Here is a 13,320-nt window from a genome sequence, read left to right as displayed (position 1 = left end):
GTCGTCTTTCATCGGTGTGGTGGCGGGCGCTATTCGGGCTGCCAGTGGTTGGTGTGCTCGTGGGTGACGAGGCGGCCGAACTGGATGTCGGCGAAATGCATGCCGAACCCGCGGGTGTGCGGCTCGGCGAGTTCACGCAGAAGCCGGGCGGCGGAGTCCCGCGACTGTGCGTGGTCGTCGTCAATGGCGGTGGTCAGGTGCGGGTGGGTGATCTGGACGGGGGTGGTGAGGGCGTCGCCGAACACGATCAGCCGCTCGCCGAGGCTGCTGAGTAGGTAGCTGGTGTGGCCGAGGCTGTGTCCCGGTGTGGGCAGGGCACGCACGCCGGGGAAGAACTCACTGTCGGGGACGGGACGGATCTGGGTGGCGAAGGTGGCCAGTACTTCCGGGGGTGTGCCGTCGGCGTTGGCGAGGTCGCGCATGTCCCATTCGGTGGTGCTGACCAGTACCGGGATTCCGGCGAAGACGTTGATGGTGGTGTCGGTATGGGCTTGCCACAGCCAGCCGATGTGGTCCATGTGCAGGTGGGTGAGAGCGACGAGTTCGATGTCGTTGACCGATTTCCCGGCGGCGGCGAGGCTGTCTATCAGTTGCCCGCCGCGCAGTTGTCCTACCGGGGTGGGCACGGCCAGCGGCCCGAATCCGGCGTCGATGAGCATGGCGCGGTTGCCGTATTCGATGAGCAGCGCGCCCACGCTGGCCACGAGGTAGCCGTCGGGATCGAGCAAGGCGGTGAACTGACGCCACACGTGTTCGTCGGCGTCGGGCAGCCAGCGCCGGGCATCCAGCAGCGCCACGCCGTCGGGCAGGTAGGTGACGCGAAGGTGGCCGAAGACTTGGCGGCGAAGTCCGGCCGGTCGGGTGAGTCGATCGTTGGTGACGGACACGGTGGGTTCTCCTTCTGATGTTCGAGACCTGTTGTCTCGGTGCGGGATCGGCCGACTGCGTCGTCGGCGGTTGTGGCGGTTGTCGGGGCCGGGCGGGTCGTGTCTGCCGCGCGGGCGGGTCACGTCTGCTCCTGTGCTGGTTGCGGGCGCGCCGATGTCGGACACATCACGGGTCGGGTCCGGACTCCGTCGCGACCTGGTGGTCGGCGAACTGGTCCACGACGGGGTCGTGGTCGCGTTCTCGCTCGGTGCCCTGGTCGGGGTCGGGGTCGGTGTCGGGGTCGGCTGCGGCGACCGCGGCGGCGATGTCGTCGGCGGGGTCGGTGGGCAGCGTGCTGGACAGACCGGTCCGGGCCTGTTCGAGCCAGTCCGTGGGAGCGGGAAACGCGGCGTTGGTGGTGTCGCGTTCGGGCGCCTTGGTGAGCTTTCGGCGCGCGGTGTCGCCGAAGGCGGCGCCCGTGTAGGCGTGCCACAGGGTGTCGAGGTCGTCGAGGGTGAGATCCCGGTAGATGCTCAGGCGCTGGTCGAGGCCAGCGGAGGCGGCATCGGTGACGCGTTCGCGCTGGGATGTGGGCATACCGATCGCTGCGGCGGTGACGACGGCGCGCTGCCAGACCGTGTGCATGTTGCGACGGAACTGGTGTTCGGCGACCGAGTTCGGGTCGATGCTGATCTGGTGGTGGGTCAGCAGGTGCTGGCGCACCGCGGAGACCGCGGCCATGTCGGCGAGCAGATGGATATCGGAGGCGACCCGGTTGCGGTTTCCGCGCGCAAGTATCGAGGGCGAAGGCGGGGGCAGGATCTGTGCCGGTGTCCAGGGCTGTCGGGAGAATCCGAGTCGCCGGGCGAGGTCCACCCATTCGGTGGGGACACCGTTGCCCCGGACCGTGATTTCGAGCAGGCCCCGCTCGCGGTCGGCCTGATCGATCTGTTGTTGCCGGCCCAGCCGCTCGGTGACCGACGCCCCTGCGGTGTTCTGGAGATGGTGCAGGCGGGCGCTTTCGGCGGCGAGCTCGTGGATGCGCCGCAGTCCCTGCGCGTGGTCGGCGGGGATATCGCGCACCCGCACAGGCATCGCGACCCCGCTCACCACGGACTCCCCTCCGCGCTCAGGAATACCGGTTCCGCACCGGCGTGTTCGGAAACCCACGGTTGCTCGGGGGACGGTGCGTCGCTGAACAGCACCTCGGTGCTCGGCGATTGCTGGTCGGGTTCGGGGATCGCCGCGTCCAGCGCCGCGCGAAGCTCGGTGTCGCGCGCGGGAACGAACTGCGCGTGGACTGGCCCCAATTCGTCGGCGATCGCGGTCCGCAGGGCCGCGGGGGCGGGCAGCGCGGGGCTGGTGTCGACGGCGATCCTGGCGTCGGTGGCCAGGGCGGTGGCTTGCCCGGCCCAGGCGCGGGTGTCGGTGTCGACGGCGGCGTGCCAGCGGTGCCGGATCTGTTCGGCGGGCAGTCCGTCGAGCGTGGCGGCGGCCGAGCGTGCCCAGTCGTCGAGTTCGCCCCACAACTGGGTTCCTTGCTCGGCGGTCAGTCCCAGCAGATTCGCGACACCGGCGGTGCGCATGTGCAGGGCCGTCAGGTTGGTGCGCAGGCTCGCCGACGCCCCGCCTGGGTCGTGGGCGTGCAGCTGCCGGTTCGCGGCATCGAGTGCTTCCCATTCCTGGATCCGGGCCACATCCCCGGTGAGATCGCCGAGGATCCGGTCCCAGTCTGTCGGGCCGGGAGTGGCCAGATACAGATCCGCGCGCCATCCGATCCCGCGCTCGCCGCGCGCCTGGGCCTGGTCGAGCCACTCGCTCGGTACTCCGCCAGCGGTGGCGGCGGCGATCAGGTCCGCGCGCCCGATGGCGTGGTGCTGGTAGGTGCCGAACCACTCCTGCGTCGGTGAGCCGTCGAATCCTTCGGCCTCGGTGAGCATGGCGGCGATGGCGCGACTGCGGTTCTGGACGGCCTTGAGCACCCGTGTCTGGACTCGGGTGGGCGTGATCACGACAGCTCCTCCTCGTCCTCGCCCGGGGCGAGGGCTCGGAAATCTGGCCCGAATCCCAGCCGTTCGATCGCGCGCCGGGCGCCGGGCGCGCCGAACCAGTTACGGGGGACGCGGCTGGCGGCCAGTCCGGGCAGCTCGACGTGGTCGCTGGGTGTGCAGCGGTGCAGCGGCCCGTTGGCGGCGTCGAGGACCAGGCGCATGGTCGGATCGATCTGACGGGTGAACAGCGACGACATCGCCGTCTTGTCGGTGGAGATGACCGCGGCCTCGAACGCCGCGTGCAGCAGCGCGAACCGGACCGAGACGCTGTGGTGTTCCCACCAGCGGGTGCACCAGGTGTAGGTGCCCTCGCGGTGCTGGGCGGCGATGCGTACCGAGGTCACCGGTAGCAGCCACTGCTGCACCCAGAGCCCGTAGTTGGTGAACCGCGGTGGCGGCTTCTTCTTCTCGGAGTCGGTGCCCTTCGTCGAGCCGGTACCGGTCTCGGTGGGTGCGGCTTGTTCCGCGCGGTCGGTGGGCGGGATGCGTTCGGGGGGAATGGGTTCGAATGGCAGCGAGGGTGTCTTGACGTGGTCGGTCGGGGTGCAGCGGTGCAGGGGTCCTTTGGCGGCGTCGAGTATGACCCGGAAATGGGGGTCGACGTGGCCGGTGACGAATCCGCTGGCGCCGGGGCCACGGGAGGCTTCGAACGCCGCGTGCAAGAAGGCGACACGGACCGCGACGGGGCGGTGTGCCCACCATTGCCCACACCAGGTGTAGGTGTTCTCGCGTTGGCCACCGGAGATCCGGACGCTGATCAAGGGCAGCAGCCATTTCTCGGCGAAGGCGACGAAGTGGGGATAGGAGGGTTTGCGGGCCTGCGCCGGTTTAGCGGCTGGTGCCGTCGGGTTCGTGGCGTTCATGACCGCTGCCCTTCGGCGTCCGGACCGTCGTCTGCGTCGTCGGGTTTCTCGGGTACGACGAGGGCGACGGGCTGGCTGTCGGTGGCGAATTGCTTCAGCGATCGGTGGATCAGCGGTGCGTATTCGGTGTCCTGCCACCAGGTTTTGGATACGAGGACCGGTCCGTGTCCGGGCAGCCGGACCAAGGCGCGGTCTTTGGGGAGCGCGGCGAGCTGGGAGACCTCGAGGATGGGTTCGGCGCGCCACGACAGCGTGCGGTTGGTGCCGCCTTGGCCTCGGCTGCGGGAGCGGTCGGCGACATCGTGCTGTCCAGCCATCTGCGACCAGTGCTGGAGATAGTCCACCGCGGCGATGCCACCGCCATAGACCTCGATCGACTGGGCGCGCATCGTCTTGAGCCCGTTGACGCCCCACAGGTCTTCGCCCTGCTCGAGAACTTGCAGGATGGTCATCAAGATGATCCCGCAGCCCCCCGCGTAGGTGTAGTAGGACGGGAGTTCGCTGATGCGGGCGCAGTTGGCGGCCTCATCGAGCACACCGAGCAGCGGCACCGCCAGCCGCCCGTCAGGACGCGCGCGCGCGGCGCTCAGCGCGGCCTCGATGATCTGCCCGACCAACGCCGAGGTCAGCGGTGTCGCCCCGTCCGGTCCGGCCATCGACAGCGCGTACACGGTGTCGGTGGATTCGACGAAATCGACCGGCTTGAACTCCGGCAACTCGTGCGTGCGGGGCTGGGCCGCCTTCTCGATCACGACACCCGCTTTGCCTTCACGCACCCGCAGATGAGTGCGTGAAGGCGGGGTCACCATCCGCGCGTAATCGGCATCGGCCAAGACGTTCAAGAACCTTCTGGCCATGTCGTAGAGCCCGTCCCTTTGGCGCGAGTAGAGGGCCTGGGACTCGCGGATACGCTCGGCCGGGCGGCGCTGGCCGTGGGCATCCAGGATCAGCGCCGGTGTAGGGTCCTGGTCCTTGCCCAGCCATTCCGCCACGTGCAGCAGATCCCCGCCCGCGCGGGCGGCGGCGAGTATGTAGAGGGCGAGTAGTTCTTGGGCGCCGCCATCGAAATAGCTGTCCACCTTGGCATTCGCGGCTTGAGCGGCGGTTCCCGAGGCGGCGGACACGAAGAATCCCGCCAGTTTGCGTGCCGCCGGTAGGCCGGTGACCTGGGTCAGCAGGTTCACCCAGAATCCGCAGGTCGGTGTTCCGGTGACCCCTTGCAGGTCCGAAAGCCAGATATCGCCCGCCTCTTGCCGTCCGGCGAGGGTGTGGCGGTAGAGATCGGGTTTGTTCGAGGTGGCCAGGCACGGCCCCCACGCCGCGAGGACCGCCGGGATCGCCCAGGCCATGGTCTTGCCGGTGCGGGTACCCGCCGCGATCGTCACCCCCAACTCGGCGGGCACGAACAGCTCGACCCCGCCGACGACCGTTCGGCCCAGGGGCGGGCCTTTGAGTTCTTGGACGTCCTCGGGGGCGTCGGCCAGCAACCGCCGGTTGGCCGCGGCGTTGTCGCGGGCGCGTGCGATACGGATCTGGTTCGGGCGCTGCATGGTTCGTGCGGCGCTGTCGATCTCGTGCGGTGTGCGCAGCAGCAGCCATCCGGCAGCGAGCAAGCCTGTCTCAAGGCCGTAGAGTGCGACGGCCACGAGCGTGGCCTGCCACGGCCAGCTCGCTTCGCCGATCGCGACGGCCAGCAGCGCGGCGACCGGGTTGCCGGTGACCGGCATTCCGGCCCACCACCGGCCCAGCGACAGCGCCGCCCAGGCGGTGAGCGACACCGCGACCGCCGCAACGAACAGCAGCAGGATCGTGGTCTCTTCCCCGATCCCGCTCTTGGTCCGTCGACGGGTCTCCCGTGTCGAGATCATGTGCGCGCTCCTCGATTGTGTTCCGATATCTGTTGGTGGACAGCGGTTTTCACAGGGTCACCTCGATGTCTCGGGACGGGTCGGGCTCGGTGTCGACGCCGGTGTCTGACTCCGCGCTCGGTGTGTCGACTGGGTCGGCGGAAATGGCGGCCGAGACTGCCGCGTCGATGCGGTCGGCGGCGGTCGCATCGGGTTCGGTAGTGGTGTGGGCGTAGGTGCCGTCGCGTCCGGCGAGGTAGGCGAGGTCGATCTGGTCTTGAGTGGCCCCGGCCCGTGCCGCCTCCGCGCGGGCGTCGCGGGTCTGGGCCAGCAGCTCGTCCAGGCGCTCGATGAGGTCCTGGTCGTGGCTGGGCACGCCGGCGAAGCGGGTGCTGGTGCGGGTGTGCTCGGCCGACAGGTCCTGGACCCGCCGCAGTGCCGCTTGCCGCTCCACGCTGCGTTGGTCTGCGCCGGTATCGAGGTCGCCCTGGCGTTCTTCGGCGTCGAGCAGCTCGTCGGTGGAAGCGATGAGCGCGTCGACTTCCTTCAGCGAGATATCGGGTCCACGTCCGCCGAGTGCGCGGTCCACTCGGCTCGTCGGGCGCAGCTCGATCACTTTCGCCCGGTCCTGGGGGCGTGAGCGTGCGCTGTCCTGTACCGATCCGGTGATGCCGGGTTCGATGCGTCCGGTCAGGATCGCGGTCTGGCGCAGGGTGCGCCAGGTCAGGTCGTCGACGAGCTGATCACCTGTGGCATGTGCTTGTGCGAGGCGGTCGTAGGCGGCGCGCGTGGTTTCCGGCCGGGCCTGCCAGGCGGCGGTGCTGGCGTCCAATTGCGTCCACAACGCGCGCGCTTCGGCGTCGCCGGGATCCGTCCACCGCTTGGACAGCATCTGGGCCTGGGCGGTGAGTTCGGCGATCTGATCGGGTGTTTCGCCGTACGGGGCGATTTCGCGCAGGTAGTGGTAGCGGGCGAAATCGGCGCGCAGTTGGGCTTCACGCTCATCGGCGGTGTCGTGGTAGTAGCCGGGATCGGTGGGCGATCCGGGGTGCGAGTCGGGCCAGCTCATCAGCGCCTGCCCGCGGTGTGGTCACGGTGTCGCGGTGTTCGGTGGTGTGGTGCTTGCGGGATGGACATCGGCAGCCTCCGAAACAGAGAGGAGGAAGAATCGGTGTCCCCGGTGGCGGGTTCGATGTCGCGGCCAGTACCCGTGACCGACGGCATCGACGAAACGCAGGGTCTGTCAGGTGGTCAGGGGTCGGTGCCGTAGTCGTGGCGATATCCGCCGTCACTGTCCGGATCCGGTCCGGGGTCGACGGCGAGGCCGGTGTCCTCGGCCGGCAGCTCGTCGTCCACGGCAGCGGAGATGGCGCCGAGCGCGGTGGTGGTGTCGGCGGCGACGTCGGTGTCGGCTAACGCGGCGTTGATGAATTCGGCGCGCAGTGTCGCGGCGGCGGCGGCGATCATCTGTTGCGGTGTCGGGGGCAGCGTGTGCGCGCCGACGATTGGGGTGCCTGTGGCGGGGTCGGTCGGAACGTAGGGCGGTACCGACAGTTCGGTGCTGGGTTTGGTGTAGGAGTGCCATGCTCGGGCCACACTGAGTTCGTCGCGGATTTCCAGCCGTACGGCGTGATCGCGCCGGTAGGGTTCGGCAGCGTCGCCCCACAACATGTCGGCCTCGTCCTCGGTGATCTGCGCGGCGTGTGCCAGCGCGACCACCCGTTCGTGACGTAGCTCCATGTTCTGGGCGAACTGCTTTTCCGACATCGGGTTCTTGCCGTAGCTCCAGCGGCCGGTAGCGACGCGGTCGTCACGTTCGGCCGCCAACGCGGCCATCCGCTCCAAATGCCACAGGTCCAGCCCTAGCATGCCGACGAAGAATCCTTGGGCGGCGTTGTCGCGCCAGGGCATCGAATCCAATCTCGACAGGGCATCCACACGGGGCCGGGCACTGTTCTCGCCGAGAGCGACCGCGTCGTCGATCCATTCCTGCCGCACACCCGCCGAGAGCGCGGTCTGCTCGACGCGCTCTCGTTCGGCGGACAGAGCGTCGAGGTGTTGCCGCCAAGCCGATTCGGCGTCACCGCCGGAATCCAGCGGTTCGAACCCTTCCCAGCCGGCACCGAGGATTCGGGTGTGCTCGCCGGTGAGCAGCCGGATCTGGGAGAGCAGCTGGGCTTGCCACTGCACGACCGATTCGCGGGATCCTGGCGCCGGGGGCGGAGTCGTCATGATCGCCACCCGCTCACAGCTCGACCCCGCCGGTCGGCCCGTTCTCCGGCGGGTGATCGGGTGGTTCGAGCCACCGATCCGTGCTCGCCGTCACCTCGCTGCGAGTCGTGGACAGTGCGCGGGTGATCGCGTCCCCCGGAGCCTCGGCGACACCGGTCACCGCCGCCCGCGCGCCCGAGCAGCGCCTGCGGCGTCGGCGGTCGCGCCCGGTCGGCGACCATCGACCGTGCGGCGTCGGCGGTCATGTTCTCGACGCTGCGGTGCACGTCCCAGGCGATTCCCGCCCAGGCGTGCACGCGCCAAGCCTGTTCGAGTTCGGTGTCGTCGTAGCCGTCGACGCTGAACTCGACCAGCCGCGACCAGCCGAGTTCGTCTCGTCCCCAGAGTTGATCGCGTTCGGCCTGGGTCAGTTCGGCGAGCGCCGCGACGGAGTCGACGCGTTCCCATAGCAGGTCCATGTTGATCAGGTACTGCTGGTGACCGGCGCTGTCAGTCGGGTTGCCGACCTCGCGTTCTTCGCGCGCGATGGCGATGGCAGCCATGTGTTCCAACGTCCAGATGTCCTCGGCGATCGTCGCGATCATCTGCGCGCGGACCGGGTCGTCGCCGTGGCGGGTTGTCGGTGGGTCGGTCACCGCCTCGCCCCACCGTCGGCCCGCCTTGCCGTTTTCCACCGCCGCGGTGATCGCCGTGGGCGGGATTCCGGAGGTGTCGGTGCGCACGATCAGTTCCCGCTGTTCGGCCTTGAGGTCGCGCAGGTGCGCTTGCCAGGATTGGATCGCGATGTCACGGCGTCCGAAGCCGGGGCCGTATTCGGGATATCCCCGATACAGCAACCGCGCGTGCTCGGCGCCACGCTCCTGGATCCGCGCGAGCAGCCCGGCTTTCCAGCCCGCCAAGTCCCCGAGATCATCGGTTCGACTCATCTGCCTTCTCCTTCCTATTCGGGCTTGTGGCACAACGGTTTCGGTTGCACCTCTGTAGCTGCCGTCATGGTTCGGCTCCGTCGCTCGGATCGGGATAGGACGGCAGGGCAATCTGTTCGCCCGCCGAGGTGGAGTCCGGATCGGCGAGGGCCGCGCCGGGCTCGGGTGAGGGCTCTACCGCGGTGGCGATCGCGGCGGCCGTGCGGGCGATGGCGGGGTCGGGAATGTAGCGTTCGTCGAGCAGGGCGAGGGCTTCGGTGGCCTCGGTGACCATGTCGTCGGGCGAGGTCGGCATCGCCGCGTGGGCGTCGGCGGCGGTGATCCCGGCGGCTTGCAGCACGACCACCGGGATGGTCGTTGCGGTGAAATCAGCGGTGACGATCCGGTTCCAGTCCTGTGCCAACGACTTCAAGTCGGTGTCGCGGAGTCGCTCGGCGACCGCGGTGGACCAGTGGCGCTCGCCGCGGGCCCAGACCTGGTGTCGTTCTTCGGTCGTCAACCCCAGGGCGTGGGAGATCGCGCCCAGACGCTGCCAGGTCATGCCCATGATCCGGCGGAAGCGAGCGGTCACCTCGGCGTCGACGCCGCGGTGGGTGAAGACCGCGCCGATACCGGCCATGTCCTGCAAGCCGCGAACGTCTCGGCCCAGCGCGGTGATCAGCTGTGAGCGTTCGACGCGCCCGGATCCGAGCATCTGCCGGCCCGGCTGCCACCGTTCGCCGCGTTGCCCGGAGGCGCGAGCGTAGTCGATCCACGCGTGCGGTACCCCGATTCCGAGGGCGACCTGTTCGAGTTGGTCCAGGCAGCGCTGCCCGATTCCCCACTGTTCGTCGGTGGCGGCGGGTTCGCCGGTCTCGGCCGGGCGCGGGCGGTGGCGCTCGTTGTCCAACGCCAGGTTCTGGATGCCCTTGAGCAGGTGGGCCTGGAGCGCGGTCGGGCTGTCCATCACCGACTCCTCGACCCGGTCACAGCTCCCACTCCGGTTCCGGACCGAACTGCTCGGTCGTGGGATCGATGCCCGGCGCGTCCTCGGGCAGCGGTTCCTCACCGGTGCCGCCACCGACCGCGGCGTCCACGGCGTCGGCGACCACCGATGCCATCGGCAGATCCGGCTCGAGCGCGGGATCGATCAGTTCGTCGACCGCGTGTGCGAGGCGGGTCTCGGCGGTCAGGTCCTCGGTCAGTCGCTGCCACGCATCCGGTGCCACCGACCCCGGGTACTCGGGTTCGGTGGATGCGGTGGGGTCGGTGACACCCAGGTCGTCGCCGCCGGGCTGGTCGGGCTCGATGTCGAAGAATTCGACATCGATCACGGCGTCGGCATCGGCAGCCGGGAGGGAAGGAGCGTCGATGACCTCGGTGACGTTGTGGCCGGTGTCCTCGGCGAAGCGCTGGTCGTATGCATCGGCGTCGCGCTCGTGTTCCTCGGACAGGTCCCGGTTGGCGTCGGCGGCGGCGAACGCCGCCGTCGACGCCGCAGCCTCACCGTCGGTGCCTTTGCCGGTGAGGGTGTCGGTGAAACCGGCTGCGCGCTTACGGATTCCGATCAGCAGTTTCTTGTATTCGACGTCGAGGCTGTGGAGTTCGTCGGCGCGGGCCTCGCGCCGGTCGTACGCCGTGGTCTTCTTGTCGTGGATCTGCTGGTTGTGGGTGTGCTCTTGATCGCCGGCCTTGTTGCGGCGGGCCAGGTCGCTGTCGGCGCGTTCGATGCGTCGCCGAGTTTCGGTTTGTGCGAGGGTGTGGGCTTCCTGGTTGTGCGTGGTGCGACCTTTGATTTCGGTGATGCGAGCTTCGTTGACCCGCCAGTCGGATGTCGATTTGTCGATCGCGGCGGCGACCCGCACGTTGTGCTCGCGGATCGAGCGCAGCTCGCGCTGATCGGCTTGTTCGACGCGCTGCAGGTGTTCGGTGCGGGATCGACTATCGGTGCCACGTCCGCGCATCAACGCCGCGGTGGTATGTGCGGTTTGCAGGGCTTGGACGAAGCCCTGACGCATCTGCTGGCCGCCCTCCTCGACCGGATCCCCGCTCACTGGGTCACCTGCAATCCGGACAGAAGCCACGGCATCTCGACGCTGTCGCGGGTCGCGGTGGCATACACCGCGAAGGCGGACGGATCCGACACGGGCGCGTCGATGTCGATGGTCACGACCCGTGCCACCTGGGTAGCGGTGTCGGGTGGGTGGTCATCGGCCAGTACTCGCGCGGTGGTCGCGACCCGCACACGGTCGGTGCGCCACTGCTGCCAGACGGCGGTGGTGACCGGCGCCCAGACCAGCGCGCTGGATGCGGCGCGGGCGGCGAACCGGTCCTCGAGCAACGCTCGTGCCGAGGCCAGCGCCGCGGTGGGGTCGGCCTGCTCACTGGGCCGGTAGCCGAAGATCGCGCCGAGCGCGGCGGTGAGTACCTGCTCGGCATCGCAGGGATCGACCTGATCGAACGGTGCGGTGAAACCTTTTGCGTAGCAGTTGTTCTGGGTAGTCGTAGAGCTGGCGGGAATTTGTGCGGCACATCCTGTCGCGCAGATCGCGACGGTGGCGATCCATGCCGCCGTTGTGCGTCGGCCGCTCATGACTGGTCCGGGTCGTGGTCGGGGTCGGTCAGCGACAGCAGGTCGCTGCCGCGCCATTCGACGCGGGGGGCGCTCGAGGCGCGTGCTGCTGGATTGCGGACGGGATCGGTGACGATCTCGAGCAACAGATTCGCGGCGAGGGCGGCGCGGTAGAGCCCGGCCAGATCGAGCCCGTGGCTGCGTGCGACGGTCAGGCGCAGGGCGGCGGCGTCGACATCCCACCGGCGGCACGTCTGCCCGGCGACCCGGATCGCCTGGCGTGCGGCGGATTCGGCGGCCTGCGCCGCGCTCTTGACCGTCGCGTCCGGCGGGTGGCGGTCGCGCCAGACGATCTCTCCGCCCGAGCGGATGACGGTGAAATGAGCACGGGTGCCCGCGCACCACAGCGCCAGTCGCGGACCGTGGACCGCGCGGACCGCGAAGATCGGGTCGGCGCCCTTCTGCGCGCTGTTCAGCGCGCGCACGGCCTCGTAGTCGACCCCGGCCATCGAGCGCAGAACGCGGACGAATCGCTGAAATCCGGCCGGATCGTCGAGTCCGTGCTCGAGCGCGAAGCGCTCCAGGTCCAGGGCGCGGGTGGTGCGGCGAAGCAGCGCGGTGTTGGTGGTGACCAGTAATTCGATATCGCGCATCGTCGTTCCCGCACCGGCGGCGGGGCGGTCTGTGGGGTTCTCACTCACGGTTCGACCTCCGTGTGTCGTTGTCTACGTGCTGTTTCCGGTTCTGCGGGGCGTCGGCAGATGGGGCGGTGATCGCGGCCGGGGTATGGGTTCTCGCGGCATGCTGTGGGCCGTGCACCGGTGCGCAACGGGATCGACGCAAGATCCGGTGAGAAGACGCAATCGGTCATGACAACCCGGTCGATACGCGACTTTCGTAGCGGCGCACGTCCATTCGCTCCTCGGCAAATCCGCTGAGAAGAGTGGTGGTCACCGTCTGCCCGGATTGGGGAGCGTGCAGGAGCTGGTCGCGTCCCTGATCGTCGGGCCCCAGATAGATCCCGACGTGATGGGAATCCGAGTCCCCTCGGGAGGTGAAGAAGATCAAATCGCCGGGCTGTCGTTGCGCGAACGGCACGACGACCGCGCTGGGATGGTCCTGCTGGGCCTGGGTGTAATGCGGGAGCCGGATCCGGCCGCCGGAAGCGTGGTAGATCGCATACAGGGTCAGTCCCGAGCAGTCCAGGCCACCGCCTGTCGGGCCGTTGATATCGCCGCCGCCCCACACATACGGCGTGCCGATCCAGCGGGAGGCGTGCTCGATCACCGCGCGCCCGAACGCGCTGGCCTCGGCGGGACTCAACACCGCCGCTGCCCCCGAACCACAGCCCGTTTGCGCCGCACCCGCCGGGGCGGGTGCTGCTGTGCCGGGGTCGATGTCGGCGAAACGCTGATACAGCTCGCGCGCGAGCTCGATCTGTCCGGCGTAGGCGTTGGGCACCGAGCGTTCGATGTGCTGGGCCAACTCCGCGGGCGACAGCTGTTGTGCCAGTCGCCCTGATTGTTCGGCGCGGTCGTAGAACCAATTGATCTGGTAACTCGGGAGCATCAGCTTCGCGATGCCGACCGATCCCCACACGCTGGCCCGGAGTTGATGCGGGCCGACCGAGTCGTGGTCGTGGCCCAGCCCGTCGTTGGGATAGGTCAGCGATTCCGGCACCGACGGATTCGCCAGATTCCGGAACCCAGACTCCGTGGCTTGGGCGGCGAGTTCGGCGATAATCACCGATTCGGGCATCCGGCGCTGTTTGCCGATCACGACCCCGTCGCGCGCGAGCCGCAGCTGCGCCTCGCTCAACCCCGCCACCGTCTGCCCGGTCGGCCCGCCCGCTCCGGCGGCCAGCGGTGTGGCGCAGGAGGTGCGGGGATCGGCTGCGATCACCCCGAGTAGCAACACCAGCAGCGTGATCGGTAGTAGGATGGCTGCGGCGGCGGTCGTTTTCGAGGTCGTGTTTATCATCGC

13 protein-coding genes are annotated in these 13,320 nt (G+C 68.9%); all 13 read right to left on the bottom strand.

The annotated features are described in order from the left end of the window. Positions 1 to 29 precede the first annotated feature (29 nt). Complete coding sequence (locus NV348_RS15945; protein ID WP_280184813.1) at positions 30 to 887, bottom strand: MBL fold metallo-hydrolase; 858 nt, start codon at positions 885 to 887, stop codon at positions 30 to 32. Between the two features lie 166 nt (positions 888 to 1,053). Next, entirely contained in the window at positions 1,054 to 1,977 is a 924-nt protein-coding gene (locus NV348_RS15940; RefSeq protein ID WP_447147622.1) for a hypothetical protein, read from the bottom strand. Next, the gene (locus NV348_RS15935) at positions 1,974 to 2,879 is read right to left on the bottom strand and encodes a hypothetical protein (protein WP_280248072.1); all 906 of its coding nucleotides are present in this window, start codon (positions 2,877 to 2,879) and stop codon (positions 1,974 to 1,976) included. The genes NV348_RS15940 and NV348_RS15935 overlap by 4 nt, the downstream gene beginning before the upstream one ends. After that, complete coding sequence (locus NV348_RS15930; protein ID WP_280248073.1) at positions 2,876 to 3,781, bottom strand: DUF4913 domain-containing protein; 906 nt, start codon at positions 3,779 to 3,781, stop codon at positions 2,876 to 2,878. The genes NV348_RS15935 and NV348_RS15930 overlap by 4 nt, the downstream gene beginning before the upstream one ends. After that, positions 3,778 to 5,649: a type IV secretory system conjugative DNA transfer family protein gene (locus NV348_RS15925; protein ID WP_447147621.1), complete on the bottom strand. Its 1,872-nt coding sequence runs from the start codon at positions 5,647 to 5,649 to the stop codon at positions 3,778 to 3,780. The genes NV348_RS15930 and NV348_RS15925 overlap by 4 nt, the downstream gene beginning before the upstream one ends. Before the next feature lie 49 nt (positions 5,650 to 5,698). Continuing rightward, on the bottom strand, positions 5,699 to 6,697 hold the full coding sequence (locus tag NV348_RS15920; protein ID WP_280248076.1) for a hypothetical protein: 999 nt from the start codon (positions 6,695 to 6,697) through the stop codon (positions 5,699 to 5,701). Positions 6,698 to 6,879: 182 nt separating this feature from the next. Further along, positions 6,880 to 7,860, bottom strand: a complete 981-nt coding sequence (locus tag NV348_RS15915; protein ID WP_280248077.1) for a hypothetical protein — start codon at positions 7,858 to 7,860, stop codon at positions 6,880 to 6,882. Further along, on the bottom strand, positions 7,857 to 8,786 hold the full coding sequence (locus NV348_RS15910) for a hypothetical protein (protein ID WP_280185892.1): 930 nt from the start codon (positions 8,784 to 8,786) through the stop codon (positions 7,857 to 7,859). Before NV348_RS15910 ends, NV348_RS15915 begins: the two co-directional genes overlap by 4 nt. 64 nt (positions 8,787 to 8,850) lie before the next feature. After that, positions 8,851 to 9,732, bottom strand: a complete 882-nt coding sequence (locus NV348_RS15905) for a hypothetical protein (protein WP_280185891.1) — start codon at positions 9,730 to 9,732, stop codon at positions 8,851 to 8,853. Positions 9,733 to 9,751: 19 nt separating this feature from the next. Continuing rightward, positions 9,752 to 10,819 carry a hypothetical protein gene (locus tag NV348_RS15900; RefSeq protein WP_447147620.1) on the bottom strand — a complete coding sequence of 356 codons (1,068 nt, stop codon included), beginning with the start codon at positions 10,817 to 10,819 and terminating at the stop codon, positions 9,752 to 9,754. Further along, positions 10,816 to 11,358, bottom strand: a complete 543-nt coding sequence (locus NV348_RS15895) for a hypothetical protein (RefSeq protein ID WP_280189190.1) — start codon at positions 11,356 to 11,358, stop codon at positions 10,816 to 10,818. Before NV348_RS15895 ends, NV348_RS15900 begins: the two co-directional genes overlap by 4 nt. After that, positions 11,355 to 12,038 (bottom strand): hypothetical protein, encoded by a 684-nt coding sequence (locus NV348_RS15890; protein ID WP_280245797.1) that lies wholly within the window; start codon positions 12,036 to 12,038, stop codon positions 11,355 to 11,357. The genes NV348_RS15895 and NV348_RS15890 overlap by 4 nt, the downstream gene beginning before the upstream one ends. A gap of 166 nt (positions 12,039 to 12,204) precedes the next feature. Further along, positions 12,205 to 13,317, bottom strand: coding sequence for a C40 family peptidase (locus NV348_RS15885; RefSeq protein WP_447147619.1), 1,113 nt, complete (start codon positions 13,315 to 13,317; stop codon positions 12,205 to 12,207). Positions 13,318 to 13,320: the final 3 nt, after the last annotated feature.

It is taken from the genome of Nocardia fodinahabitans (genome assembly GCF_052983615.1).
This window is presented reverse-complemented; position numbering and strand designations above follow the sequence as displayed.

What these genes read in the sequence shown, in the direction of transcription:
- NV348_RS15930 (WP_280248073.1), bottom strand. Translation starts at nt 3,781, where the DNA reads ATGAACGCCACGAACCCGACGGCACCAGCCGCTAAACCGGCGCAGGCC.
- NV348_RS15925 (WP_447147621.1), bottom strand. Translation starts at nt 5,649, where the DNA reads ATGATCTCGACACGGGAGACCCGTCGACGGACCAAGAGCGGGATCGGG.
- NV348_RS15920 (WP_280248076.1), bottom strand. Translation starts at nt 6,697, where the DNA reads ATGAGCTGGCCCGACTCGCACCCCGGATCGCCCACCGATCCCGGCTAC.
- NV348_RS15915 (WP_280248077.1), bottom strand. Translation starts at nt 7,860, where the DNA reads ATGACGACTCCGCCCCCGGCGCCAGGATCCCGCGAATCGGTCGTGCAG.
- NV348_RS15910 (WP_280185892.1), bottom strand. Translation starts at nt 8,786, where the DNA reads ATGAGTCGAACCGATGATCTCGGGGACTTGGCGGGCTGGAAAGCCGGG.
- NV348_RS15905 (WP_280185891.1), bottom strand. Translation starts at nt 9,732, where the DNA reads ATGGACAGCCCGACCGCGCTCCAGGCCCACCTGCTCAAGGGCATCCAG.
- NV348_RS15895 (WP_280189190.1), bottom strand. Translation starts at nt 11,358, where the DNA reads ATGAGCGGCCGACGCACAACGGCGGCATGGATCGCCACCGTCGCGATC.
- NV348_RS15885 (WP_447147619.1), bottom strand. Translation starts at nt 13,317, where the DNA reads ATGATAAACACGACCTCGAAAACGACCGCCGCCGCAGCCATCCTACTA.